16 protein-coding genes are annotated in these 24,589 nt (G+C 66.7%); 10 read left to right on the top strand and 6 right to left on the bottom strand.

Translation table 11 applies throughout. The features are described from left to right. Positions 1–25 precede the first annotated feature (25 nt). Positions 26–1,768, bottom strand: coding sequence for a potassium/proton antiporter (locus LE197_RS24950; RefSeq protein ID WP_003114562.1), 1,743 nt, complete (start codon positions 1,766–1,768; stop codon positions 26–28). Between the two features lie 292 nt (positions 1,769–2,060). Continuing rightward, positions 2,061–3,863: an acyl-CoA dehydrogenase gene (locus tag LE197_RS24945; protein WP_003114561.1), complete on the bottom strand. Its 1,803-nt coding sequence runs from the start codon at positions 3,861–3,863 to the stop codon at positions 2,061–2,063. Positions 3,864–4,164: 301 nt separating this feature from the next. On the opposite strand from LE197_RS24945, the gene LE197_RS24940 reads away from it, so the two are divergent. Next, positions 4,165–5,001, top strand: a complete 837-nt coding sequence (locus tag LE197_RS24940; protein ID WP_003095790.1) for a 23S rRNA (adenine(2030)-N(6))-methyltransferase RlmJ — start codon at positions 4,165–4,167, stop codon at positions 4,999–5,001. A gap of 3 nt (positions 5,002–5,004) precedes the next feature. Here the strand turns inward: LE197_RS24940 and msrA are convergent, their stop codons facing one another. The 4 genes from msrA to aceE form a co-directional block, all read right to left on the bottom strand. After that, complete coding sequence (gene msrA / locus LE197_RS24935) at positions 5,005–5,652, bottom strand: peptide-methionine (S)-S-oxide reductase MsrA (protein WP_003095789.1); 648 nt, start codon at positions 5,650–5,652, stop codon at positions 5,005–5,007. A 93-nt stretch (positions 5,653–5,745) separates the two neighbouring features. Next, positions 5,746–8,445: a phosphodiesterase DipA gene (gene dipA, locus LE197_RS24930; protein ID WP_023100009.1), complete on the bottom strand. Its 2,700-nt coding sequence runs from the start codon at positions 8,443–8,445 to the stop codon at positions 5,746–5,748. 417 nt (positions 8,446–8,862) lie between these two features. Then, positions 8,863–10,506, bottom strand: coding sequence for a dihydrolipoyllysine-residue acetyltransferase (gene aceF, locus LE197_RS24925; RefSeq protein WP_015503765.1), 1,644 nt, complete (start codon positions 10,504–10,506; stop codon positions 8,863–8,865). Between the two features lie 144 nt (positions 10,507–10,650). Then, positions 10,651–13,299, bottom strand: coding sequence for a pyruvate dehydrogenase (acetyl-transferring), homodimeric type (gene aceE / locus LE197_RS24920; RefSeq protein WP_023108831.1), 2,649 nt, complete (start codon positions 13,297–13,299; stop codon positions 10,651–10,653). A 281-nt stretch (positions 13,300–13,580) separates the two neighbouring features. Here aceE and glnE point away from each other — a divergent pair, with 281 nt between their 5' ends. The 9 genes from glnE to LE197_RS24875 are packed head-to-tail and all read left to right on the top strand — an operon-like array spanning position 13,581 to position 24,554. Continuing rightward, positions 13,581–16,529 carry a bifunctional [glutamate--ammonia ligase]-adenylyl-L-tyrosine phosphorylase/[glutamate--ammonia-ligase] adenylyltransferase gene (gene glnE / locus LE197_RS24915; RefSeq protein WP_003121185.1) on the top strand — a complete coding sequence of 983 codons (2,949 nt, stop codon included), beginning with the start codon at positions 13,581–13,583 and terminating at the stop codon, positions 16,527–16,529. Between the two features lie 55 nt (positions 16,530–16,584). Further along, positions 16,585–17,508 (top strand): branched-chain-amino-acid transaminase, encoded by a 924-nt coding sequence (ilvE, locus tag LE197_RS24910; RefSeq protein WP_003095783.1) that lies wholly within the window; start codon positions 16,585–16,587, stop codon positions 17,506–17,508. 59 nt (positions 17,509–17,567) lie between these two features. Beyond that, the gene (gene waaF, locus LE197_RS24905; protein ID WP_019372241.1) at positions 17,568–18,605 is read left to right on the top strand and encodes a lipopolysaccharide heptosyltransferase II; all 1,038 of its coding nucleotides are present in this window, start codon (positions 17,568–17,570) and stop codon (positions 18,603–18,605) included. Then, complete coding sequence (gene waaC / locus LE197_RS24900) at positions 18,602–19,669, top strand: lipopolysaccharide heptosyltransferase I (RefSeq protein ID WP_003116147.1); 1,068 nt, start codon at positions 18,602–18,604, stop codon at positions 19,667–19,669. Before waaF ends, waaC begins: the two co-directional genes overlap by 4 nt. Next, positions 19,666–20,787: a glycosyltransferase family 4 protein gene (locus LE197_RS24895; protein WP_003135667.1), complete on the top strand. Its 1,122-nt coding sequence runs from the start codon at positions 19,666–19,668 to the stop codon at positions 20,785–20,787. The genes waaC and LE197_RS24895 overlap by 4 nt, the downstream gene beginning before the upstream one ends. Then, positions 20,784–21,590, top strand: a complete 807-nt coding sequence (gene rfaP / locus LE197_RS24890; protein ID WP_003095775.1) for a lipopolysaccharide core heptose(I) kinase RfaP — start codon at positions 20,784–20,786, stop codon at positions 21,588–21,590. Before LE197_RS24895 ends, rfaP begins: the two co-directional genes overlap by 4 nt. Further along, positions 21,590–22,324 carry a lipopolysaccharide kinase InaA family protein gene (locus tag LE197_RS24885; protein WP_019372240.1) on the top strand — a complete coding sequence of 245 codons (735 nt, stop codon included), beginning with the start codon at positions 21,590–21,592 and terminating at the stop codon, positions 22,322–22,324. Before rfaP ends, LE197_RS24885 begins: the two co-directional genes overlap by 1 nt. Next, positions 22,321–23,079 carry a lipopolysaccharide kinase InaA family protein gene (locus LE197_RS24880; RefSeq protein WP_003457504.1) on the top strand — a complete coding sequence of 253 codons (759 nt, stop codon included), beginning with the start codon at positions 22,321–22,323 and terminating at the stop codon, positions 23,077–23,079. Before LE197_RS24885 ends, LE197_RS24880 begins: the two co-directional genes overlap by 4 nt. Continuing rightward, positions 23,076–24,554 (top strand): lipopolysaccharide kinase InaA family protein, encoded by a 1,479-nt coding sequence (locus LE197_RS24875; RefSeq protein ID WP_012614625.1) that lies wholly within the window; start codon positions 23,076–23,078, stop codon positions 24,552–24,554. Before LE197_RS24880 ends, LE197_RS24875 begins: the two co-directional genes overlap by 4 nt. Positions 24,555–24,589 lie beyond the last annotated feature (35 nt).

Raw genomic sequence — 24,589 nt, 5'->3', positions numbered from 1 at the left:
CTCGGAACGGGAATTCGACAGGAAATCAGAGGAAAAGTCCGGGCCCTGGGCGGCCTTCCGGAAACTTCACGCCGACCTTGCGGATACGGTTGCCTTCCAGGGCGGCCACGGTCCAGGTCAGGCCGTTCCACTCCACCTGGTCGCCGATCACCGCTTCGCCGCCGATCTCGTGGGCGATGAAGCGGCCCAGCGCTTGCTCGCCGTCGATGCCGTCGAGCTTCAGGCCGTAGAGCGAGGCCACCGCCGACAGCTGGGCATCGCCTTCCAGCACGAAGTCGCCGAAGAAGCGCGCGCCGAGGCCCCGGTCGGGCGCCTGGCTGAACAGCTTGCCGAGGGCCGGCAGGTCGTGTTCGTGGCCGATCACGCAGAGAATGTCGTCGGCCTCGAGGATGGTGCTGCCCGACGGGTGGAGCAGTTCGGTGCCGCGGAACAGCGCGGCGATCCGGGTCCCGCCGGGCATCTTCAGCTCGCGCAGGGCGGCGCCGATGCACCACTTTTCCTTGTTCAGGTGGTAGACGAACAGCTCCCACTCGCTGGTCGGGTGGATCTCCAGGCCGGCGCGGGATATCGGTGCCGGGTCCGGCGGCACCACCACCCGCAGCAGCCTGGCCGCCCAGGGCAGGCTGGTGCCCTGCACCAGCAGCGAGACCAGGACGATGAAGAAGGCTACGTTGAAGAACAGCTGGGCGTTCGGCAGGCCGGCCATCAGCGGGAACACCGCGAGGATGATCGGCACCGCGCCGCGCAGGCCGACCCAGGCGATGAAGGCTTTCTCGCGGTCGTGGAAGGCGCGGAATGGGATCAGTCCGATCAGTACCGACAGCGGTCGTGCCACCAGGATCATCCACAGCGCCAGGGCCAGTGCCGGCAGGGCGATCGGCCACAGGTCGTGGGGGGTGACCAGCAGGCCGAGGACCAGGAACATGCCGATCTGCGCCAGCCAGGCCATGCCGTCGAGCATGTGCAGGATGCCGTGGCGGCTGCGGATCGGGCGGTTGCCGAGGAGCAGGCCGCACAGGTAGATGGCGAGGATGCCGCTGCCGCCGACGGCGTTGGCCAGGGCGAACACCAGCAGGCCGCCGCTGATCACCAGCAACGGGTAGAGGCCGCCGGCCAGGTGCATGCGGTTGATCAGTTGCAGCAGCAACCAGCCGCCGCCAAGACCGAGCAGGGCGCCGAGACCGAACTGCTGCACCAGGTGCAGGGCGAAGCCCCAGCTGAGGCCGGTCTGGCCGCTGGCGAGCATCTCGATCAGGGTCACGGTGAGGAACACCGCCATCGGGTCGTTGCTGCCCGATTCGATTTCCAGGGTCGCGGTGACCCGCTCGTTGAGACCTTTGCCGCCGAGCAGGGAGAACACCGCGGCGGCATCGGTGGAGCCGACGATGGCGCCGATCAGCAGGCCTTCCATCCAGTGCAGGTCGAACAGCCAGGCTGCCGCGATGCCGGTCAGGCCGGTGGTCACCAGCACGCCCAGGGTGGCCAGCGACAATGCCGGCCAGAGCGCCACGCGGAAGCTGGAGACGCGGGTGCGCAGGCCGCCGTCGAGGAGGATCACGGCGAGCGCCAGGTTGCCCACCAGGTAGGCCATCGGATAGTTGTCGAAGACGATGCCGCCGACCCCGTCGTTGCCGGCGATCATGCCGACGGCGAGGAAGATCACCAGGATCGGGATGCCCAGGCGGGAGGACAGCGAGCTGACGAGGATGCTCATGCCGACCAGCACCGCCCCGATCAGGAAGAAATTATTGACGGTGACGGCGTCCAAGGTCGGCCTCCTCGCGGCGGGACAGGGGGAAGGCGACGCTACGGGTCGGTTTTACGTAGGGGAATTACGTAGACAGGATGCAGGCCGCATGCCAAGTGATTCTAACCTGCGGATTTGGCGGACTGTAAAGGGGCGGCTGCGGTTTTTTTCGAAGGAATTCCAAGGCTTTCGCGTTGTCCGGGCGAGTGCGCGCGGACTCGCCGGCGTGGCCGCCAGGCAACGGCAACCCGGCGTCCATGCCCGGACATAAAAAAGCCCCGGACGTGACCGGGGCGGGAAAGGGCAGGCAGGATCAGAACCATTCTTCCTGCATGCTCGAACACACGTCGTCGCGGGCCTCCAGCAGCGCCAGTTCGTGGTGGCAGCCAGGCACTTCCCAGGTCAGGAAGTAGCGTGCGGCCTGCAACTTGCCGCGATAGAAGTCGGCGTCGGCGCAGTCGCCGCGAGCCAGCCCTTCCTCGGCGCGGATCGCCTGCTCCAGCCAGCGCCAGCCGATCACCGCATGGCCGAACACTTTCAGGTACAGCGCCGAGTTGGCCAGGCCCTGGTTGACCTGGCCCTGCATCAGGTCGCCGAGCAGTGCCAGGGTCACCTCGGACAGCCGCGCCACCAGCCGTTCCAGCGGCTGGCGCAGGGCGACCAGGGATGGGTGGGCTTCGGCGCGCCGGCAGGCATCCTGGATCAGGCGGGTCAGCTGGCGCAGGCCGGCGCCATTGTTCTGCCCGACCTTGCGTCCCAGCAGGTCGAGGGACTGGATGCCGTGGGTGCCTTCGTGGATCGGGTTCAGGCGATTGTCGCGGTAGTACTGTTCCACCGGGTATTCGCGGGTGTAGCCGTGGCCGCCGAGGATCTGGATCGCCAGCTCGTTGGCCTTCAGGCAGAACTCCGAGGGCCAGGACTTGACGATCGGGGTCAGCAGGTCGAGCAGGTCGTGGGCCTGGCGGCGCTGTTCGTCGTCTTCCAGGGTCTGGCTGTCGTCGAACAGGCGCGCGGCGTACAGGCCCAGGTCGAAGGCGCCTTCGACATAGGCCTTCTGGGTCAGCAGCATGCGCCGCACGTCGGCGTGGCGGATGATCGCCACCTGTGGCGCGCTCGGGTCCTTGCCGTCCGGCAGGCGGCCCTGCGGGCGTTCGCGGGCGTACTCCAGCGAATAGAGGTAACCGGCATAGCCAAGCATCACCGCGCCCATGCCGACGCCGATGCGCGCCTCGTTCATCATCTGGAACATGTAGGCCAGGCCGTGGTGCGGCTTGCCCACCAGGTAGCCGACGCAGGCGCCGTTGTCGCCGAAGTTCAGCGCGGTGGAGGTGGTGCCGCGATAACCCATCTTGTGGAACAGGCCGGCGAGGATCACGTCGTTGCGCGGCCCGAGGCTGCCGTCGGCGTTGACCAGGAACTTCGGCACGATGAACAGCGAGATGCCTTTCACCCCCGGCGGTGCATCCGGCAGCTTGGCCAGGACCATATGCACGATGTTCTCGGAGAGCGGGTGGTCGCCGCCGGAGATGAAGATCTTGTTGCCCTTGATCCGATAGCTGCCGTCGGCGGCCGGTTCGGCGCGGGTGCGGATGTCGGAGAGGGAGGAGCCGGCGTGCGGTTCGGTGAGGGCCATGGTGCCGAAGAAGCGGCCCTCGATCATCGGTTGCAGGAAGCGCTGCTTCTGCTCCTCGCTGCCGAAGCTCTCGATCAGGTTGGCGGCACCCATGGTCAGGAACGGATAGGCCGAGCTACCGACGTTGGCCGCCTGGAAGTGGGCGAAGCAGGCCTGCGACAGCAGGGTCGGCAACTGCATGCCGCCTTGCTCGAAGCTGCGGGTGGCGTTGAGGAAGCCGGCGTCGAGGAAGGCATCCACTGCCGGCTTCACTTCCGGAATCAGCGTGGCTGAGCCATTCTCATAGAGCGGCTCGTGTTCGTCGCCCTTGCGGTTGTGCGGGGCGAACAGCTTTTCCGCCAGGCTCCGCGCGGTGCCGAGGGCGGCATCGAAGGTTTCGCGGCTATGTTCGGCGAAGCGCGGGCGCTGGGTCAGGGCTTCGGCATCGAGGACTTCGTACAGCTCGAACGCCAGGTTGCGGGAACTGAGCAGGGTTTCGGACATGACGACCTCGGCGAAAGGGGATCGTGGGGCGGCGCGGCGAAGGCATCGACCGTCGCAGGCGGTGCCAGGGTGCCAGCGAGTCTAGGCTGGTGAATGAAGGTCGCCAACCAACATCGATATGCGTGATACAAGGGCCAAACCTGCGACGGCGAGACCGCTGCCGAAGCCTCGGGAGGCTGGTAGAATCCGCGCCCCTCGCCCATGGGCGAGGGCCTGTGCCGACGCGGGGTCGGCGCGAATCCGCCGGGGCCGGGCGGTCCGGCTAGCAGCGCTGCCTGGCGCTGTCCAAGGAGCAGTCATCATGAACTATCGTCACGCTTACCACGCCGGCAACCATGCCGATGTCTTCAAGCACCTGGTGCTGGCGCGGATCTTCGCCCTGCTGGGGCGCAAGGACACGCCGTACGCCTACCTGGACAGCCATTCCGGGGTCGGCCTCTACGACCTGCAGGGTGACGAGGCCAGCCGCACCGGCGAGTGGGAGCAGGGCATCGCCCGCCTGTGGGAGCGCGAAGGCCTGCCCGAGCAACTGGACGATTACCTGGACGTGATCCGTCACCTGAATCCGGACGGCTCCCTGCGCTACTACCCGGGCTCGCCGGAACTGGCGCGGCGCCTGACCCGCGCCCAGGACCGCGTGCTGCTCAACGAACTGCATCCCGAGGACGGCCGCCTGCTCAAGGCCAACATGGCTGGCGAACGGCGGGTCGCCGTGCACCAGGGCGACGGTTGGCTGCTGCCGCGGGCGTTCCTGCCGGCGCCGGAAAAGCGCGCGGTGCTGCTGATCGATCCGCCGTTCGAGCAGGCCGACGAATTGCAGCGTTGTGTCGCTGCGCTCGACGAGGCGATCGGGCGGATGCGCCAGACGGTGGTGGTGATCTGGTATCCGATCAAGGACGAGCGCCAGCTCAAGCGTTTCTACCAGGCCCTGGAACGTAGCGTCGCGCCGAAGCTGCTGCGTGCCGAGCTGCACGTGCATCCGATCGACGACGCCGAGCGTTTCAACGGCTCCGGGCTGGCCATCGTCAATCCGCCGTGGCCGCTGGAGGACGAACTGCGCGACCTGCTGCCCTGGCTGGCCGAGGTCATGGCCCAGAGCCAGGGCGGCTGGCGTCTCGACTGGCTGGTGGCGGAATAGTCGTCAGGCCGGCAGGCACACCCCGGTGCCGCCCAGGCCGCAGTAGCCGTTGGGGTTCTTCGCCAGGTACTGCTGGTGGTAGGCCTCGGCGTAGTAGAAGGGCGGGACGTCGGCGATCTCGGTGGTGATGCGGTCGTAGCCGGCTTTCGCCAGTTCGGCCTGGAAGCTCTCCCGGCTGGCCATGGCCGCGGCCTTCTGGGCCGCGTCGAAGGTGTAGATCACCGAGCGGTACTGGGTGCCGATGTCGCCGCCCTGGCGCATGCCCTGGGTCGGGTCGTGGGCTTCCCAGAAAACCTTGAGCAGCTGTTCGAAGCTGGTCTCCTGCGGGTTGTAGACCACCAGCACGACCTCGCTGTGGCCGGTCAGGCCGGAGCAGACTTCGTCGTAGGTCGGGTTCGGCGTGTAGCCGCCGGCATAACCCACCGCGGTCACCCAGACACCCGGTTGCTGCCAGAGGCGACGCTCGGCGCCCCAGAAGCAGCCCATGCCGAACAGCACCTGTTGCAGGCCGGCGGGGAACGGCGCGGTCAGCGGGCGGCCGTTGACGAAGTGCGCTTCGGGCACCGGCATGGCGCTTTCGCGACCCGGCAGGGCCTGGTCCGGCGTGGGCAGCTCGCTTTTCTTGGTGAGGATTTCAGAACGCAGAACCATGGCTCTCGTCTCCTGCTCAGGGGGTAGGCGAATGACTCGCGGATGAGCACAGAGAGTACAGCCTTTCCGCGCCGGCGGGGGAGGCCTGGGCGATCAGTGCAGGGTGCGGCAGGGATAGCGCAGCAGACTGGTATTGAGCAGGTCGCTGGGGATCGGCCGGTCGAACAGGTAGCCCTGGCCGATGTCGCAGCGGTTGCGCCGGAGGAAGGCCAGTTGCTCGGCGCTCTCCACGCCTTCGGCGACTACCTTGAGCTTGAGGTTGTGGGCCATGGCGATCACCGCCGAGGTGATTTCCATGTCGTCCTGGCTGTCCGGAATGTCCTTGATGAAGCTGCGGTCGATCTTGATCACGTCGATGGGGAATTTCTTCAGGTAGCTCAGCGACGAGTAGCCGGTGCCGAAGTCGTCCATCGCCAGAGTCAGGCCGAGGCTCTTCAGGCGTTCGAGTTGCTGGCGGGTATCGTCGGTGGCGTCCAGCAGCAGGCTTTCGGTGAGCTCCAGTTCCAGCTGGCTGGCCGGGATGTTCTCTTCGTGGAGGATCGCCGCGATCGAGCCGACCAGGTCCGGGTCGGTGAACTGCTTGGGCGACAGGTTGATGGCGATCTGCAGCTCGCCCAACCCGGCCTCGGCCAGCTCGCGGGCCTGGCGACAGGCTTCGCGGATCACCCACTTGCCGATCGGCACGATCAGCCCGGTTTCCTCGGCCACGCTGATGAAGCGGTCCGGGCGGATCATGCCTTTTTCCGGATGCTGCCAGCGCAGCAGGGCTTCCAGGCCGAGCAACTGGCCGCTGCGCAGGCACAGCTTGGGCTGGTAGTGCACCGCCAGTTCGTTCTGCGCCAGGGCGCGGCGCAGGTTGCTCTCGACGAACAGCTTGTAGCTGGCCTCGGCGGTCAGCGCCTCGGTGAACACCTGGACCTGGTGCTTGCCGTTGGCCTTGGCCTTGTGCAGCGCCAGGCCTGCGTATTTCATCAGGGTCTGCGGGTCGCAGCCGTGCTGCGGGGCACTGGCCAGGCCGATGGAGCCGGTGATGTTGATCAACTGGTTGTCGACGAACAGCGGCTTGTCGAGCATGTGCAGGACCTGCGCGGCAATGCTTTCGCCCTTTTCCACCGCGGTGTCGTCGAGCAGCACGGCGAACTCGTTGCTGGCGAAGCGCGCCAGGGTGGCGCCGTCGCCGAGGCAACTGCGCAAGCGCCGGGCCAGGCTGACCAGCAGCTTGTCGCCGGTCTGGTGGCCGAGGCTGTCATTGATCCGCTTGAAGTTGTCGATGTCCACCAGCAGCAGGCTGAGCGGGCGGTCGCCGCTGCTTTCCAGGCGTTCCTCGAGGGCGCCGATGAAATAGTGCCGGTTGGCCAGGCCGGTGAGGTTGTCGCGGTAGGCGAGTTTCTCGATGTGCTGCTGGGCCAGCTTGTTCTGCGTGATGTCTTCGTAGATGCCGATGTAGTGGGTCAGCTCGCCGAGATCGTCGTAGACCTTCGACAGCGACAACTGGCCCCAGTAAGGCTCGTGGTTCTTGCGGCGGCTGCGGAACTCGCCCTGCCAGCTGTTCTGCTGGGTCAGCGCGGAACGCGCGTCGAACAGCAGCTCGCTGAGGTTCTCCAGCGCCGGAAGCTCGGACAGGCGTCGGTTACGCACTTCGTCGGCGCTGTACTGGGTGATCGAGGTGAAGCTCGGATTGACGTATTCCACCACGCCGTCGCGGTCGATCAGCAGGAAGGCGCTGGCGCTCTGTTCCACCGCGCGCTGGAACAAGTGCAGGGCGCTGGAGACATTGCGTCGCTCGTGGTTCATCAGGACCTGCGCGTACTGGTCGGCGAGTTCCCCGGCGAAGGCGATCTCGTCGCTCTGCCACATGCGGTTCTCGCCGGCGTGTTCCAGGCACAGCACGCCGACCACCTCGCCGCCGATGCGGATGGTGGCGTCGAGCAGGGCGTTGACGCCCAGCGGCTTCAGGTAGTCCTTGTAGAGTTCCTGGGTGCGTGGGTCGCGTTGGGCGTTGTGGGCGTCGATGGCGCGCCCGCTGTGTACCGCCTCGAGGTAGGCGGGGTAGCGGCTGGCGTCGATGCTCTGGGGCTTCTCGTACTGGTCGAGGTCGCGGCGGTAGACGGTCACCGCTTCCAGGCGCTGGTCGTCGAGCAGGCGCCAGATGCCGGCGCGCGCGGTGCCGTAGGCTTCGCAGGCGGCCTGGGTGATCAGTTGCGCGGCCTCCAGCAGCGGGTCGCTGGACAGGTAGCGATGGCGGGCCAGGCGGACGATCAGGTTCTGCTGGGTGCGCGAGCGCAGCAGGTGTTGCAGGTGGTCGTCCTGGGAGCGCTGGTAGAGGTCCAGGGACGCCTTCAGGCGCAGGTTCTGCGATTCCAGGTCGAGCAACTGTTCGCTGCGCTCGGCGCTCTCCGGTCGCTCCTCGACCATCAGGTAGCCGTGCAGCAACTGGCGGCCATGCTGCTGAAAGGCTTCGCCGAACTCCAGCATGGTCAGCACGCCGTTGGGTGTGTGCAGCTTGTAGCTCACCTGGTAGTGCGGGCGCTTCACCAGTTGCTGCTGGATCTGCTCGTGCAGGCGGTGGCGGGCCTCGGGTTCCATCAGGCTGGCGTAAGGCGCATCGAGCAGTGCGCAGAGGGTAGTCGCCGGCAGCCCGAGCTGGCGCTCGCAGGCAGGATCGAGGAACAGCAGTGCCCAGCTCGGCTCGTTCAGCCGCTCGAAACGCAGCAGCCCGAGCCGCGACGGCACGGGTAGCTGCGTGACAACCTCGGCCGCCGAACGGCTGGCGGCATCGGGATGACTTTTCATGCGAGGCTGATTCCAGGTACTGAGCGAGGGGGAGGCCTCGACCCGTTTCGATGGGGTGCAGGCAAAGGGTGCATTATGCCGATTGGTCTGACAAGTAACTCTGTATCGGCCCGGCAGGGCCCAAGTTAAGCGTATCCGGGAAAAAACCGCTGGACGGTCGGAGGTCTGCGGCGCCGCTGGAAAAGCCCTGTTTTTCGTAGGGTTGGCTTCGCCGGGAGGGTTGGCGTCGAGCGCCTGTCATCGTGCGCGCCGAACTCGCGCCTGCGGGTCCTGTGGCATTCGCTGGCGGTACGACGGGTCGCAGTTTCGCCGAGCCGTCAGGCGGGCAAAAAAAGCCCCACCATCCGGTGGGGCCGAGAGACGAGCGTGGCATGCTCGCGAGAGGGGCTGGCCGCTCCGTGGGGAGCGGCGCAGGTATTACAGGAGCAGGGTGCGGATGTCCGCCAGCAGTTCGCCCAGGCGCTTGGTGAAGCGCGCCGCGGCGGCGCCGTTGATCACGCGATGGTCGTAGGACAGCGACAGCGGCAGCATCAGGCGCGGCTGGAAGGCCTTGCCGTCCCATACCGGCTGCATGGTCGCCTTGGACACACCGAGGATCGCCACTTCCGGCGCGTTGACGATCGGCGTGAAGCCGGTGCCGCCGATGTGGCCGAGACTGGAGATGGTGAAGCAGGCGCCCTGCATGGCATCGGCCGAGAGCTTCTTGTTGCGGGCCTTGTCGGCCAGCTCGGCGGCCTCGGCGGCCAGTTGCAGGAGGCTCTTCCGGTCGACATCGCGGATCACCGGGACCAGCAGGCCGTCCGGAGTGTCCACGGCGAAGCCGATGTGTACGTACTTCTTGCGAATCAGCGCCTTGCCGCTGGGGGCCAGCGAACTGTTGAAGTCCGGCAGTTCCTTGAGCAGGTGGGCGCAGGCCTTGAGCAGGATCGGCAGTACGGTCAGCTTGACCCCGGCCTTCTCCGCCGCGGCCTTCTGGGCAACGCGGAAGGCTTCCATGTCGGTGATGTCCGACTGGTCGAACTGGGTCACGTGCGGCACGTTCAGCCAGCTGCGATGCAGGTTGGCGGCGCCGACCTGCATCAGGCGGGTCATCGCCACTTCTTCCACTTCGCCGAACTTGCTGAAGTCGACTTCCGGGATCGGCGGGATGCCGGCTCCGCCGGTGGCGCCGGCACCGCCGGACTTGGCGCGCTGCAGTTGCTCCTTGACGAAGACCTGGACGTCTTCCTTGAGGATGCGGCCCTTGGGACCGCTGGCTTTCACTTCGCTCAGCTCGACGCCGAACTCGCGCGCCAGCATGCGCACCGCCGGGCCGGCGTGGACCTTGGCGCCATCGCGGCTGGGTGCGCCGACCGGAGCCGGGGTATCGGCCTTGGCTGGCGCAGGGGCCGCCGCGGCGGGCTTCTGCTCGGCGGCGGGCGCCGCGGACTGGGCCGGAGCGGCTGCCGGTTGCTCTTCGGCTGCCGGAGCGGCGCCTTCCACCTTCAGCTTGAGGATCAGGTCGCCGGTGCCGACTTCGTCACCGACCTTGATCGAGACGCTTTCCACCACGCCGGAGGCCGGCGAGGGGATCTCCATGCTGGCTTTGTCGGATTCCAGGGTGATCAGCGACTGGTCGGCCTCGACCGTGTCGCCGGCCTTGACCATCACTTCGATGACGTTGGCCTTGCCGGCCGAGCCGATGTCCGGGACCTTGATGTCCTGGACACTGGCTGCGGCGGGGGCGGCCGGCTTGCTCTCGCTCGGGGCGGGAGCAGGCGCTTCGGCTTTCGGCGCTTCCGGTTGGGCGGGCGCTGCCTCGGCCTTGGCTTCGGCAGGCTGTTCGCCGCCTTCCACTTCCAGCTCGAGGATTTCGTCACCTTCTTTCAAGGTGTCGCCGACCTTCGCCTTGATGCTTTTCACTACCCCGGCCTTGGGACTGGGGATTTCCATGCTGGCCTTGTCGGATTCCAGGGTCAGCAGGCTCTGATCGGCCTCGACCTTGTCGCCGGGCTTGACCAGCAGCTCGATGACTTCACCCTCACCGTTGCCGATGTCGGGTACGCGAATGAGTTCGCTCACATTCCTCTCCTTTTACGTGCCACCACCGCTGTGCGGCGCGCAAAACAAAGACTTTTGGTCCTTGGTTCGTTGTGAGCCGGCGCCGCTCGTTGGCGGCGCCGGCGTGCTCGAAACCCCTCGCTGCCGAGGGGAGTATGGAGCGAATTAGCAATCCAGCGGGTTGCGCTTCTCCGGATCGATACCGTACTTGACGATGGCCTCGGCCACCACTTTCGGCTCGATATCGCCGCGATCGGCCAGCGCTTCGAGCGCGGCCAGCACCACCCAGTGACGATCCACTTCGAAGAAGTTGCGCAGCTTCTTGCGGCTGTCGCTGCGGCCGAAGCCGTCGGTGCCGAGCACCTTGTACTCCTTGGAGGGAACCCACTGGCGGATCTGCTCGGCGTAGAGCTTCATGTAGTCGGTGGAGGCGATCACCGGGCCGCGACGGCCGCCCAGGCACTCCTCGACGTAGCTCTGCTTCGGCTTCTGGCCCGGATGCAGGCGGTTCCAGCGCTCGACGGCAAGGCCGTCGCGACGCAGCTCGTTGAAGCTCGGCACGCTCCAGACGTCGGCGCCGATACCGAAGTCGTTGCGCAGCAGCTTGGCCGCTTCCTCGACTTCGCGCAGGATGGTGCCGGAGCCCAGCAGTTGCACGTGGTGAGCGGCTTCCTTCTTGTCCTCCTCAAGGAGGTACATGCCCTTGATGATGCCTTCCTCTGCGCCCTTCGGCATGGCCGGCTGGACGTAGTTCTCGTTCATCACGGTGATGTAGTAGAAGATGTCCTGCTGCTCTTCGATCATCTGCCGCGAGCCTTCGCGGATGATCACCGCCAGTTCGTAGGCGTAGGTCGGATCGTAGGTGCGGCAGTTCGGGATGGTCGAGGCCAGCAGGTGGCTGTGGCCGTCCTCGTGCTGCAGGCCTTCGCCGTTCAGCGTGGTGCGACCGGCGGTGCCGCCGATCAGGAAGCCGTGCGCGCGGCTGTCGCCGGCGGCCCAGGCCAGGTCGCCGATGCGCTGGAAGCCGAACATCGAATAGAAGATGTAGAACGGCAGCATCGGCTGGTTGTGGGTGCTGTAGGAGGTACCGGCGGCAATCCAGCTGGACATGGCGCCGGCCTCGTTGATGCCTTCCTCGAGGATCTGGCCCTTCTTGTCCTCGCGGTAGAACATCACCTGGTCCTTGTCCACCGGCTCGTAGAGCTGGCCGACCGAGGAATAGATGCCGAGCTGGCGGAACATGCCTTCCATGCCGAAGGTACGGGCCTCGTCCGGGACGATCGGGACGATGCGCGGGCCGAGTTCCTTGTCCTTGACCAACTGCGAGATGATCCGCACGAAGGCCATGGTGGTGGAGATCTCGCGATCGCCGGAGCCGTCGAGCATGGCCTTCAGGGTTTCCAGCGGCGGAACCGGCACGCTCATGCTCTTCTGCCGGCGCACCGGCATGAAGCCGCCCAGCGCGGCGCGGCGCTCGGCCAGGTACTTGGCCTCGGCGCTGCCTTCTTCAGGCTTGTAGAACGGCAGCTTCTCCAGGTCGGCGTCCTTGACCGGGATGTCGAACTTGTCGCGGAACGCGCGCAGGCTGTCGACGTCGACCTTCTTCACGTTGTGCGCGATGTTCTTCGCTTCGCCGCTGCCGGTGCCGTAGCCCTTGATGGTCTTGGCCAGGATGACGGTCGGCTGGCCCTTGTGGTTGACCGCCTGGTGGTAGGCCGCATAGACCTTGTAGGGGTCGTGGCCGCCGCGGTTGAGCTTCCAGATTTCCTCGTCGGAAAGGTCCTTGACCATTTCCAGCAGTTCCGGACGCGCGCCGAAGAAGTGCTCGCGCACGTAGGCGCCGTCTTTCGCCTTGTAGTTCTGGTATTCGCCGTCGATGACCTCGTCCATGCGCTGCTGCAGCAGGCCGGCGGTGTCCTTGGCGAACAGCGGGTCCCAGAAGCGACCCCAGATGACCTTGTTGACGTTCCACTCGGCGCCGCGGAACACGCCTTCCAGTTCCTGGATGATCTTGGCGTTGCCGCGGACCGGGCCGTCGAGGCGCTGCAGGTTGCAGTTGATGACGAAGATCAGGTTGTCGAGTTTCTCGCGGCCGGCCAGGGAGATCGCGCCGAGGGATTCCGGCTCGTCGCACTCGCCGTCGCCCATGAAGCACCAGACCTTCTGCTTGCCGGCGGGGATGAAGCCGCGGCTTTCCAGGTACTTCATGAAGCGTGCCTGGTAGATCGCCTGGATCGGGCCAAGGCCCATGGATACGGTGGGGAACTGCCAGAAGTCTGGCATCAGCCAGGGGTGCGGATAGGAGGACAGGCCGTTGCCGTCCACTTCCTGGCGGAAGTTCTCCAGTTGTTCCTCGCTGATGCGGCCTTCGAGGAAGGCCCGGGCGTAGACGCCGGGGGACGCGTGGCCCTGGAAGAACACCAGGTCGCCGCCGTGTTCGTCGGTGGGAGCCTGGAAGAAATAGTTGAAGCCGATGTCGTAGAGGGTCGCCGAGGAGGCGAAGGTGGAGATGTGGCCGCCCAGGTCCGGGTCGTGCTTGTTCGCCCGCATCACCATCGCCAGGGCGTTCCAGCGCACCAGGGAGCGGATCCGGCGTTCCATGAACAGGTCGCCGGGCATGCGTGCTTCGTGGGTTACCGGAATGGTGTTGCGATAGGGCGTGGTGATCGCGTAGGGCAGTTGGGTGCCGCTACGGCTGGCCAGCTCGCCCATGCGGGTCATCAGGTAATGAGCGCGGTCTTCACCTTCGCGGTCGAGTACGGACTCCAGGGCGTCCAGCCATTCCTGGGTTTCGACGGGATCGAGGTCTTGCATGGCTTGCTCCAGGGCGGAAAGGCTTCCAGAATCGGATGCCATAGGTGAGCGGCCGGCCTCGTGGGCGACCGCAGCTAATTCTTGGATGTTCTCCGGGGGTGTACCCGGCGACTTGTAGTTTTACTACAGATCAGTCTGAGAAACAGCCCTCTGGATACAATTTTTAGTAGTAAAACTACATTTCGATTGTCGCTGTCAGGCTATAAGGCCCGATGTAGAGCCTTTTCGACGTTGTGCGTCGAGCCTGTGGTCTTCGGTCGGAAGCCCAAACAGGATAGACCATGAGCCTGCCTTCGCTGGCGAATCTGCCGGCCACCCTGCTGCCCGCCGCCGAACGCGCCGGGACTGCCCTCCGCTCCGCTGTCGCCGCCCTCGATGCCGCCGCCCTGGCCCGCCTGGAGGCCTGGCCCGAGGAGCGCCTGGAGGATTTCCGACGGGTCGCTGCGGCCAGCGATTTCGTCGCCGAGCAGGCAGTGCGCGACCCGGCGATGCTGCTGGATCTGGCCGAACGCGGCGAGCTGGAGAACCCCCACGCGCCCGGCGAATTGCGCAGCCAGTTGCAGGCGCGGCTGGAGGATTGCGCCGACGAGGACGAACTCGGTCGGCGCCTGCGACGTTTCCGCACACGCCAGCAACTGCGCATCATCTGGCGCGACCTGACCCGCCGCGCCGCGCTGGCGGAAACCTGTCGCGACCTGTCGGCCCTGGCCGACGCCTGCATCGACCTGGCTTGCGAGTGGCTCCATCGGCGCCAGTGCGAGCAGTTCGGCACGCCGATCGGCCGGCGCTCCGGCGAACCGCAGCGGATGGTGGTCCTCGGCATGGGCAAGCTGGGCGCGGTGGAGCTCAACCTGTCGTCGGACATCGACCTGATCTTCGGTTACCCGGAGGGCGGCGAGACCGAGGGGGCGAAGCGTTCGCTGGACAACCAGGAGTTCTTCACCCGCCTGGGGCAGAAGCTGATCAAGGCGCTGGATGCGATCACCGTCGACGGCTTCGTCTTCCGCGTCGACATGCGCCTGCGTCCCTACGGCTCCAGCGGACCGCTGGTCTACAGCTTCGCCGCGCTGGAGCAGTACTACCAGGACCAGGGGCGCGACTGGGAGCGCTACGCGATGATCAAGGCGCGGGTGGTCGGCGGCGACCAGCAGGCAGGCGAGCAACTGCTCGGCATGCTGCGGCCGTTCGTCTATCGGCGCTACCTGGACTTCTCCGCCATCGAGGCGCTGCGCACCATGAAGCAGCTGATCCAGCAGGAGGTCCGGCGCAAGGGGATGTCGGAAAACATCAAGCTGGGCGAAGGCGGTATCCGCGAGGTGGAGTTCATCGCCCAGGCCTTCCAGTTGATCCATGGCGGGCGCGACCTGAGCTTGCAGCAACGACCGCTGCTGAAGGTGCTGGCGACCCTGGAGGGGCAGGGCTACCTGCCGCCGGCGGTGGTCGAGGAGCTGCGCGGCGGCTACGAGTTCCTGCGCTACGCCGAGCATGCCATCCAGGCGCTGGCCGACCGGCAGACGCAAATGCTGCCCAGCGACGAATACGACCGCATCCGCGTGGCCTTCATCATGGGCTTCGCCAGTTGGGCCGCATTCCACGAGCGCCTGAGCCACTGGCGGGCGCGCATCGACTGGCACTTCCGCCAGGTGATCGCCGACCCGGACGAGGACGAAAGCGGCGAGGCGGCCTGCGGCAGCGTCGGCGCCGAGTGGATCCCGCTGTGGGAGGAGGCGCTGGACGAGGAGTCGGCCAGTCGGCAACTGGCCGACGCCGGCTTCGTCGATGCCGAGGCGGCCTGGAAGCGTCTCAGCGATCTGCGCCACGGCCCCCAGGTGCGAGCGATGCAGCGTCTCGGCCGGGAACGCCTGGATGCCTTCGTTCCGCGCCTGCTGGCGATGACCGTGGAAAACCCTCAGCCGGACCTGGTGCTGGAGCGGGTCCTGCCGCTGGTGGAAGCGGTGGCGCGGCGTTCCGCCTACCTGGTGTTGCTGACCGAGAACCCTGGCGCGCTGGAGCGCCTGCTGACCCTCTGCGCGGCCAGCCCGATGGTTGCCGAGCAGATCGCGCGGTTCCCGATCCTGCTCGACGAACTGCTCAACGAGGGGCGCCTGTTCCGTCCTCCACAGGCCGCCGAGCTGGCCGCCGAGCTGCGCGAACGGCTGATGCGGATTCCCGAGGACGACCTCGAGCAGCAGATGGAGACCCTTCGTCACTTCAAGCTGGCCCACGGGCTGCGGGTGGCGGCCTCGGAGATCGCCGGCACGCTGCCGTTGATGAAGGTCAGCGACTACCTGACCTGGCTGGCCGAGGCGATCCTCGTCGAGGTCCTCGAACTGGCCTGGCGGCAGTTGGTGCAGCGTCATGGCCGGCCGTTGCGCGCCGACGGCACGCCGTGCGATCCGGACTTCGTCATCGTCGGCTACGGCAAGGTCGGCGGGCTGGAGTTCGGTCATGGCTCGGACCTCGACCTGGTGTTCATCCATGACGGCGACCCCCAGTGCGAGACCGATGGCGGCAAATCCATCGATGGCGCGCAGTTCTTTACCCGCCTGGGGCAGAAGATCATCCATTTCCTCACCGCGCAGACGCCATCCGGCACCCTCTACGAGGTCGACATGCGCCTGCGTCCGAGCGGCGCGGCCGGCCTGCTGGTGAGTTCGCTGGGCGCCTTCCAGCGCTACCAGGAGCAGGAGGCCTGGACCTGGGAGCACCAGGCGTTGGTCCGCGCCCGGGTGCTGGCCGGTTGCCGGCGGGTGCAGGCGAGCTTCGAGGCGGTACGTGCCGAGGTGCTGGCGAGGCCGCGCGATCTCGACGCGTTGCGCACCGAAGTCAGCGAAATGCGCGCCAAGATGCGCGACAACCTGGGAACCCGCGCGACCGCCGCCGGTACCGCTTCGAATGCCTTCGAGGCCACGGCAGCCTTCGATCTCAAGCACGATGCCGGTGGTATCGTCGATATCGAATTTATGGTGCAATATGCGGTTCTAGCTTGGTCCGGAGAACACCCGGCGCTGCTCGAATTCACCGATAACATCCGCATTCTGGAAGGACTGGAACGGGCTGGCCTGATCGCCAGCGAGGACGTCCGTCTCCTGCAGGAGGCCTACAAGGCCTATCGCGCAGCCGCACACCGCCTGGCACTACAGAAGGAGGCCGGGGTCGTGAGCGGCGAGCACTTCCAGACGGAGCGGCGAGAAGTGATCAGGATCTGGCGCGAGCTACGGCTCGGCTGATCCACTCAGGCACGTAACGCAAGTACGTAACGAATATCTGAAGGAGCTGGCAACTATGTCGATGGCCGATCGTGATGGCGTGATCTGGTATGACGGTGAACTGGTGCAGTGGCGCGATGCGACCACGCACGTGCTGACCCATACCCTGCACTATGGAATGGGCGTGTTCGAGGGCGTGCGCGCCTACGACACCCCGCAGGGCACGGCGATCTTCCGCCTGCAGGCGCACACCGACCGGCTGTTCGACTCCGCGCACATCATGAACATGCAGATCCCGTACAGCCGCGACGAGATCAACGAGGCGACCCGCGCCGCCGTGCGCGAGAACAACCTGGAAAGCGCCTATATCCGCCCGATGGTGTTCTACGGAAGCGAAGGCATGGGCCTGCGCGCCAGCGGCCTGAAGGTCCATGTGATCATCGCCGCCTGGAGCTGGGGCGCCTACATGGGCGAGGAAGCCCTGCAGCAAGGCATCAAGGTGCGCACCAGTTCCTTCACCCGCCACCACGTCAACATCTCGATGACCCGCGCCAAGTCCAACGGTGCCTACATCAACTCGATGCTGGCCCTCCAGGAGGCGATCTCCGGCGGCGCCGACGAGGCCATGATGCTCGATCCGGAAGGCTATGTGGCCGAAGGCTCCGGCGAGAACATCTTCATCATCAAGGATGGCGTGATCTACACCCCGGAAGTCACCGCCTGCCTGAACGGCATCACTCGTAACACTATCCTGACCCTGGCCGCCGAACACGGTTTTAAACTGGTCGAGAAGCGCATCACCCGCGACGAGGTGTACATCGCCGACGAGGCCTTCTTCACCGGCACCGCCGCGGAAGTCACGCCGATCCGCGAAGTGGACGGGCGCAAGATCGGCGCCGGCCGCCGTGGCCCGGTCACCGAAAAGCTGCAGAAAGCCTATTTCGACCTGGTCAGCGGCAAGACCGAGGCCCACGCCGAGTGGCGTACCCTGGTCAAGTAAGCACCGAAGAAGGGTGTGACAGGGAGGCGAAAGCCTCCCTGATCATTTCCGGAGCCTGAATGAGAATTCTGATCGTAGGTCCCTCCTGGGTGGGGGACATGGTGATGGCGCAGACCCTGTTCCAGTGTCTGCGCCAGCGGCATCCCGAGTGCGTGATCGACGTGCTGGCGCCCGAGTGGAGCCGACCGATCCTCGAGCGCATGCCCGAGGTGCGCCAGGCCCTGAGCTTTCCGCTCGGCCACGGGGTGATGGACGTCGCCACCCGGCGCCGGATCGGACGCGGCCTGCGCGGTCAGTACGAGCAGGCGATCCTGCTGCCCAACTCGCTGAAGTCGGCGCTGGTGCCCTGGTTCGCCGGAATACCGAAGCGCACCGGCTGGCGCGGCGAGATGCGCTATGGGCTGCTCAATGACATCCGCAAGCTCGACAAGCAGCGCTATCCGCTGATGATCGAACGCTTCATGGCCCTGGCCTTCGAGCCGGGCGTGGAGTTGCCGAAGCCCTATCCGCAGCCGCGCCTGTGGATCGACGACGGCAGCCGCCAGGCGGCGCTCGACAAGTTCGCCCTGAGCCTGGACCGCCCGGTGCTGGCGCTCTGCCCCGGCGCCGAGTTCGGCGAGGCCAAGCGCTGGCCGGCGGAACACTACGCCGCGGTCGCCGAGGCGAAGATCCGTGCCGGCTGGCAGGTCTGGCTGTTCGGCTCGAAGAACGACCATCCCGGTGGAGAGGAGATTCGCCAGCGCCTGATTCCGGGGTTGCGCGAGGAGTCCTTCAATCTTGCCGGGGAGACTTCGCTGGCCGAGGCCATCGACCTGATGTCCTGCGCTGGCGCGGTGGTGTCCAACGATTCCGGCCTGATGCACGTGGCGGCCGCGCTGGATCGCCCGCTGGTGGGCGTCTATGGCTCCACCTCGCCGCAGTTCACCCCGCCGCTGGCGGACCGGGTGGAGATCGTCCGCCTCGGTCTCGAGTGCAGCCCGTGCTTCGAGCGCACCTGTCGCTTCGGCCACTACAATTGCCTCCGCGAGCTGCCGCCTGGCCTGGTATTGCAAGCCCTGGAGCGGCTGGTCGGCGACCCTGCCGAGGTCGCCGGATGAGGGTACTGCTGGTCAAGACCTCGTCCCTCGGCGACGTGATCCACACCCTGCCGGCGCTTACCGACGCCGCCCGGGCGATTCCCGGCATCCAGTTCGACTGGGTGGTGGAGGAAGGTTTCGCCGAGATTCCCGCCTGGCATCCGGCGGTGGCGCGGGTGATCCCGGTGGCGATCCGGCGCTGGCGCAAGAACCTCTGGCAGACCCTGCGCAACGGCGAATGGCGGCGCTTCAAGCAGCGCCTGAAGGAAGTCGACTATGACCTGGTGATCGACGCCCAGGGGCTGCTGAAGAGTGCCTGGCTGACCCGCTACGTGGGCAAGACGCCGGTCGCCGGTCTCGATCGCGACTCGGCGCGCGAGCCGCTCGCCAGCCGCTTCTATCGCCGTGCCTATCCGGTCGCCTGGGGACAGCATGCGGTGGAGCGCACGCGCCAGTTGTTCGCCCAGGCGCTGGACTACCCGTTGCCCGAGTCGGTCGGTGACTATGGCCTGGACCGCGAGCAGTTGGCCGACGCCGACCCTGGCGCGCCGTACCTTGTGTTCCTGCACGGTACTACCTGGGACACCAAGCATTGGCCGGAAGCCTACTGGCGCGAACTGGCCGAGCGCATGTGCGAGCGCGGCTGGTCGGTGCGCCTGCCCTGGGGCAGCGCCGCCGAGCGGGAGCGGGCCGGGCGCCTGGCGGCGGGGTTGGAAAATGCCGCGGTACTCCCCAGATTATCCCTGGCCGGCATGGCCAAGGTGCTTGCCGGCGCGCGCGCCTGCGTGGCGGTGGATACCGGCCTCGGTCACCTGGCGGCGGCGCTGGACGTGCCGACGCTGTCGCTGTTCGGCCCGACCAATCCTGGCTTCACCGGCGCATACGGGCGTTCCCAGGTTCACCTGGGCAGCGACTTCCCCTGTGCGCCGTGCCTGAAGAAGACCTGTACCTACCAGCCGACCGAAGAGGATCGCAAACTGTTCGATCTCAAGCGTGAACAGCCGCTGTGCTTCACCCGGCTGAATCCCCAGCGCGTGGCCACCCAGCTGGAGGCCATGCTGCTGGCCCCGGAGACCCTCCGATGACCCTGGCGTTCATCCTCTACAAATACTTCCCCTTCGGCGGCCTGCAGCGTGACTTCATGCGCATCGCCCTGGAATGCCAGCGGCGCGGGCACGACATCCGCGTCTATACGCTGATCTGGGAGGGCGACGTGCCGGACGGCTTCGAAGTGCTGGTGGCCCCGGTGCGCTCGATCTTCAACCACCGGCGCAACGAGAAGTTCACCGCGTGGGTCCGCGCCGACCTGGCCAGGCGCCCGGTGCAGCGGGTGATCGGCTTCAACAAGATGCCCGGACTGGATGTCTACTACGCCGCCGACGCCTGTTTCGAGGAAAAGGCCCAGACCTTGCGCAACCCGCTGTACCGCCAGTGGGGCCGCTACCGCCACTTCGCCGGCTACGAACGGGCAGTGTTCGACCCGGCCTCGAAGACCGAGATCCTGATGATCTCCGAGGTGCAGCAGCCGCTCTTCGTCAAGCACTACGGCACCCAGGCCGAGCGTTTCCATCTGCTGCCGCCGGGGATCAGCCAGGATCGCCGGGCGCCGGCCAACGCCGCGGACGTGCGTGCGGAATTCCGCCGCGAGTTCGGTCTGGAGGAGGACGACCTGCTGCTGGTGCAGATTGGCTCCGGCTTCAAGACCAAGGGCCTGGATCGCAGCCTGAAGGCGCTGGCCGCGCTGCCCAAGGCGTTGCGCAGGCGTACCCGGCTGATCGCCATCGGCCAGGACGATCCCAAGCCGTTCCTGCTACAGATCGCCGCCCTCGGTCTCAACGACCAGGTACAGATCCTCAAGGGTCGCAGCGATATCCCGCGCTTCCTGCTCGGCGCCGACCTGCTGATCCACCCGGCCTACAACGAGAACACCGGTACGGTGCTGCTGGAGGCGCTGGTCTCCGGCCTGCCGGTGTTGGTGACCGATGTCTGCGGCTATGCCCACTACATCGCCGAGGCCGACGCCGGGCGGGTGCTGCCGAGTCCGTTCGAGCAGGACAGTCTCAACCGCCTGCTCGCGGAAATGCTGGAGGACGCTCCGGCGCGCGCCGCCTGGTCGCGCAATGGCCTGGCCTACGCCGATCACGCCGACCTCTACAGCATGCCGCAGCGCGCCGCCGACCTGATCCTCGGGGAGGCCTCATGAGGCTGGTGCTGGAAGAGCCGTTCAAGCGCCTGTGGAGCGGGCGCGACCCGTTCGAGGCGGTGGAGGCGCTGCAAGGCAAGGTCTACCGCGAACTGGAGGGGCGCCGCACCCTGCGCACCGAGGTCGACGGGCGCGGCTACTTCGTCAAGATCCACCGTGGCATCGGCTGGGGCGAGATCGCCAAGAACCTGCTCACCGCCAAGCTCCCGGTGCTCGGCGCGCGCCAGGAGTGGCAGGCCATCCGGCGCCTGCACGAGGCCGGCGTAGCGACCATGACCGCGGTCGCCTACGGCGAGCGCGGCAGCGATCCGGCGCGGCAGCATTCCTTCATCGTCACCGAGGAACTGGCGCCGACCGTGGACCTCGAGGTGTTCTCCCAGGACTGGCGCGAACGTCCTCCACCGCCGCGGCTCAAGCGCGCGCTGGTCGAGGCGGTGGCGCGGATGGTCGGCGACATGCACCGTGCCGGAGTCAACCATCGCGACTGCTACATCTGTCATTTCCTGTTGCACACCGACAAGCCGGTGAGCGCGGACGATTTCCGCCTCTCGGTGATCGATCTACACCGTGCCCAGACCCGCGACGCCACGCCGAAACGCTGGCGTAACAAGGATCTGGCGGCATTGTATTTCTCTGCGCTGGACATCGGACTGACGCGTCGCGACAAGCTACGCTTCCTGCGCACCTATTTCCGCCGGCCGTTGCGCGAGATACTGCGCGACGAGGCCGGCCTGCTGGCCTGGATGGAACGCAAGGCGGAAAAACTCTACGAACGCAAGCAGCGTTACGGAGACCTGCTCTGATGGCGGGGTGGACCCTCGAACCCGATTACCGTCACCTGGCCGCCGACTTCGGTAGCCTCGATAGCGTGTTCGCCCTGGAGGGCGAGCGCCTGACCCGCGACCCGTTGTCCGAAGTCATCCGCATCGAGCGCGACGGCGTGCGTTACTACGTCAAGCGCTACCGCAGCGCCGGCAAGGGCCTGCGCCGCTACCTGGCGCGACCGCGGATCAAGGCCGAGTGGCAGAACCTCAAGCGCTTCGAGAAGTGGGGCATTCCCACCGCCGAAGTGGTCGCCTGGGGGCTGGAGCGCAAGGCCGGCGCCTTCCAGCGCGGCGCCATGATCACCCGCGAGCTGCCGGGCACCGAGGACTTGTCGGTGCTCGCCAGCAACCGGGATCCGCGCCTGAAGGACCCGCGCTGGGTGGACGGCGTCAGCCGGCAGATCGCCAAGGCTACGCGCCTGATGCATGACCAGCATTTCACCCATAACGACCTGAAGTGGCGCAACCTGCTGGTGGACGACCAGCCGCTGGTGTATTTCATCGACTGCCCGAACGGCGCGTTCTGGTGGAGCTTCATGCTGCGCTATCGGATCACCAAGGACCTGGCCTGCCTGGACAAGGTGGCCAAGTACCACCTGTCGCGCACCCAGCGCCTGCGCTTCTACCTGCAATATCGCCGTCGCCGGCACCTGAACGAATCCGACAAGAAGCGTATTCGCCAGGTGGTGGCTTTCTTCGAGGGGCGCGAATGAGCGTTTTCATCGCCGCGCAGGACCACGACCTGCTCCAGCGCAACCGTCTGGACAGCTTCGACGCCCTGTGGGCCTTGCAGCTGGACGCCGTGGACGAACCGAATACCGAGCGGGGTGGCTGGAGCAGCGTCTACCGCCTCGACCTGGGCGACTCCGCCTACTACCTGAAGCGCCAGAGCAACCACCTGACCCGCAGCTTGCGCCATCCGCTGGGCGAGCCGACCTTCGCCCGCGAGTTCCGCAACATCGAGCGCTACCGGGCGCTGGGCATTCCCGCCCTGCAGGCGGCGTTCTTCGCCCAGCAGGCGGTCGGCGGAGAGCGCCAGGCGATCCTCCTGACCCGTGCCCTGGACGGTTGGCAGGACCTGGACACCTGGCTGGCGTCCTGGCACGACCTGGCCGAAGAGCGGCGCCGGGCGATTCTCCGGGCGGTTGGCAGGCTGGCGCGCCAGCTGCACGCCGCCGGACAGATGCATGGTTGCTTCTATCCCAAGCATCTATTCCTCCGCGAGGGGGCCGATGGTGTCTTCGAGGCCTGCCTGATCGACCTGGAGAAGACCCGGCCGATCTGGTTCGGCCGCCGCGACCAGGTCAAGGACCTGGAGCCGATGCTGCGCCGTGCCCCGGACTGGAGCGAAGCGGACGTGCACGAATTCATCTCCGCCTATGTCGACGAACCCCTCGACTCGGCCGAGGTCGAGCAGTGGTATCGCCTTCTCGACCAGCGCCGTCGGCGCAAGGAGTCGCGCCGATGAGACTGGCCGAACTGCAAGCCGCCGGGCGCCACCCGCAACTGCCATTGCGGGTGACCCTGGCGGATGGCGCTGGCGCTGCCGAACTGCGCCTGGACAGTCTGCTGCGGGTGCTGCCCGGGCAGCGCTACGTCGGTGCCGGCGAATGGCGTGGGCGCAAGGTGCTGGCCAAGCTGCTGGTGGGCGGCAAGGCCGCACGGCATTTCCAGCGCGAACTGGAAGGGGCGCGTCTGCTCGCGGCCCAGGGGCTGACCACCCCGGCGCTGCTGGCCGACGGGCTGCAGGAGGGCGAGGGCGGCTGGTTGCTGTTCGACTACCTCGACGCGGCGCAGAGCCTCGGTGACGCCTGGCGTGCGGTGGAGGCCCAGGCGCCGCTGGGCGATGCCCAGCAAGCGGTGCTCGGCGAAGCCCTGGCAGCCATTGGCGAGCTGCATGCAAAGGGCCTCTGGCAGGACGACCTGCACCTGGACAACCTGTTGCGCCACGCCGGCCACCTGTATCTCATCGACGGTGGCGGCGTGCGTGCGGAAACTCCCGGCCAGCCGCTGTCGCGACAGAAAGTGCTGGAAAACCTCGGGGTGTTCTTCGCCCAGTTGCCGGCGCTCCTCGATCCTTTCCTGGAGGAGTTGCTGGTGCATTACCTGCTGGCCAACGGCGAGCATGCGCTGCCGCTCGAAGCCTTGCAGAAGGAAATCGCCAAGGTTCGCCGCTGGCGGGTGCGCGACCTGCTGAGGAAGGTCGGTCGCGACTGTAGCCTGTTCAGCGTCGTGCGCGGTCCGTTCCGCCTGTTCGCCGCCCGCCGCAGCGAGGCCGAGACGATGGCGCCCCTGCTGGCGGACGCGGACCGCCTGATCGCCGCCGGCCACGTCTACAAGGACGGCGGCGCGGCCACCGTCGCCCGGGTCGAAGCGAACGGCCGCACGCTGATCATCAAACGCTACAACATCAAGGGCTGGGTCCATTGGCTGAAGCGCTTCTGGCGGCCGAGCCGGGCCTGGGCCTCCTGGCGCGAAGGCAACCGCCTGGAATTCCTCGGCATCGCCACCGCCCGTCCGCTGGCGATGCTGGAACGACGCTGGTGCTGGCTGCGCGGGCGCGCCTACCTGATTACCGATTATCTCGGCGGTCAGGATATAATCGCTCGTTTTAAGCCTTGCCTGGACATGCCCGATGGCGCCGTTTCGCCACCGGAAGCCGAGTTGGCGGCACTGGATCGGCTGTTTTCGACGTTGATCCGCGAACGCATCAGCCACGGCGACCTGAAGGGACACAACCTGTTCTGGCAGGCCCATGAACAAGGCGGCGAATGGGCGCTGATCGACCTGGACGCGATGCGCAAGCATCACAGCCAGGCGTCCTTTTCTCGCGCCTACGCCCGCGACCGCGCGCGCTTCCTGCGCAACTGGCCGCAGGACAGCGGCCTCTACCGGCTGCTGGAGCAACGGATTCCCCGCCTCGGCGACGCCGCCGGGGCTTGAACGACAAGCGACGACCACCGCCTGCGGCGGTCGAC

This window comes from Pseudomonas sp. PS1(2021) (assembly GCF_020405165.1).
GTDB classification, from domain to species: domain Bacteria; phylum Pseudomonadota; class Gammaproteobacteria; order Pseudomonadales; family Pseudomonadaceae; genus Pseudomonas; species Pseudomonas aeruginosa.
This window is presented reverse-complemented; position numbering and strand designations above follow the sequence as displayed.

What these genes read in the sequence shown, in the direction of transcription:
- ilvE (WP_003095783.1), top strand. Translation starts at nt 16,585, where the DNA reads ATGTCGATGGCCGATCGTGATGGCGTGATCTGGTATGACGGTGAACTG.
- rfaP (WP_003095775.1), top strand. Translation starts at nt 20,784, where the DNA reads ATGAGGCTGGTGCTGGAAGAGCCGTTCAAGCGCCTGTGGAGCGGGCGC.
- LE197_RS24945 (WP_003114561.1), bottom strand. Translation starts at nt 3,863, where the DNA reads ATGTCCGAAACCCTGCTCAGTTCCCGCAACCTGGCGTTCGAGCTGTAC.
- waaF (WP_019372241.1), top strand. Translation starts at nt 17,568, where the DNA reads ATGAGAATTCTGATCGTAGGTCCCTCCTGGGTGGGGGACATGGTGATG.
- aceE (WP_023108831.1), bottom strand. Translation starts at nt 13,299, where the DNA reads ATGCAAGACCTCGATCCCGTCGAAACCCAGGAATGGCTGGACGCCCTG.
- msrA (WP_003095789.1), bottom strand. Translation starts at nt 5,652, where the DNA reads ATGGTTCTGCGTTCTGAAATCCTCACCAAGAAAAGCGAGCTGCCCACG.
- glnE (WP_003121185.1), top strand. Translation starts at nt 13,581, where the DNA reads ATGAGCCTGCCTTCGCTGGCGAATCTGCCGGCCACCCTGCTGCCCGCC.
- dipA (WP_023100009.1), bottom strand. Translation starts at nt 8,445, where the DNA reads ATGAAAAGTCATCCCGATGCCGCCAGCCGTTCGGCGGCCGAGGTTGTC.
- LE197_RS24895 (WP_003135667.1), top strand. Translation starts at nt 19,666, where the DNA reads ATGACCCTGGCGTTCATCCTCTACAAATACTTCCCCTTCGGCGGCCTG.
- waaC (WP_003116147.1), top strand. Translation starts at nt 18,602, where the DNA reads ATGAGGGTACTGCTGGTCAAGACCTCGTCCCTCGGCGACGTGATCCAC.
- LE197_RS24880 (WP_003457504.1), top strand. Translation starts at nt 22,321, where the DNA reads ATGAGCGTTTTCATCGCCGCGCAGGACCACGACCTGCTCCAGCGCAAC.
- LE197_RS24885 (WP_019372240.1), top strand. Translation starts at nt 21,590, where the DNA reads ATGGCGGGGTGGACCCTCGAACCCGATTACCGTCACCTGGCCGCCGAC.
- LE197_RS24875 (WP_012614625.1), top strand. Translation starts at nt 23,076, where the DNA reads ATGAGACTGGCCGAACTGCAAGCCGCCGGGCGCCACCCGCAACTGCCA.
- LE197_RS24940 (WP_003095790.1), top strand. Translation starts at nt 4,165, where the DNA reads ATGAACTATCGTCACGCTTACCACGCCGGCAACCATGCCGATGTCTTC.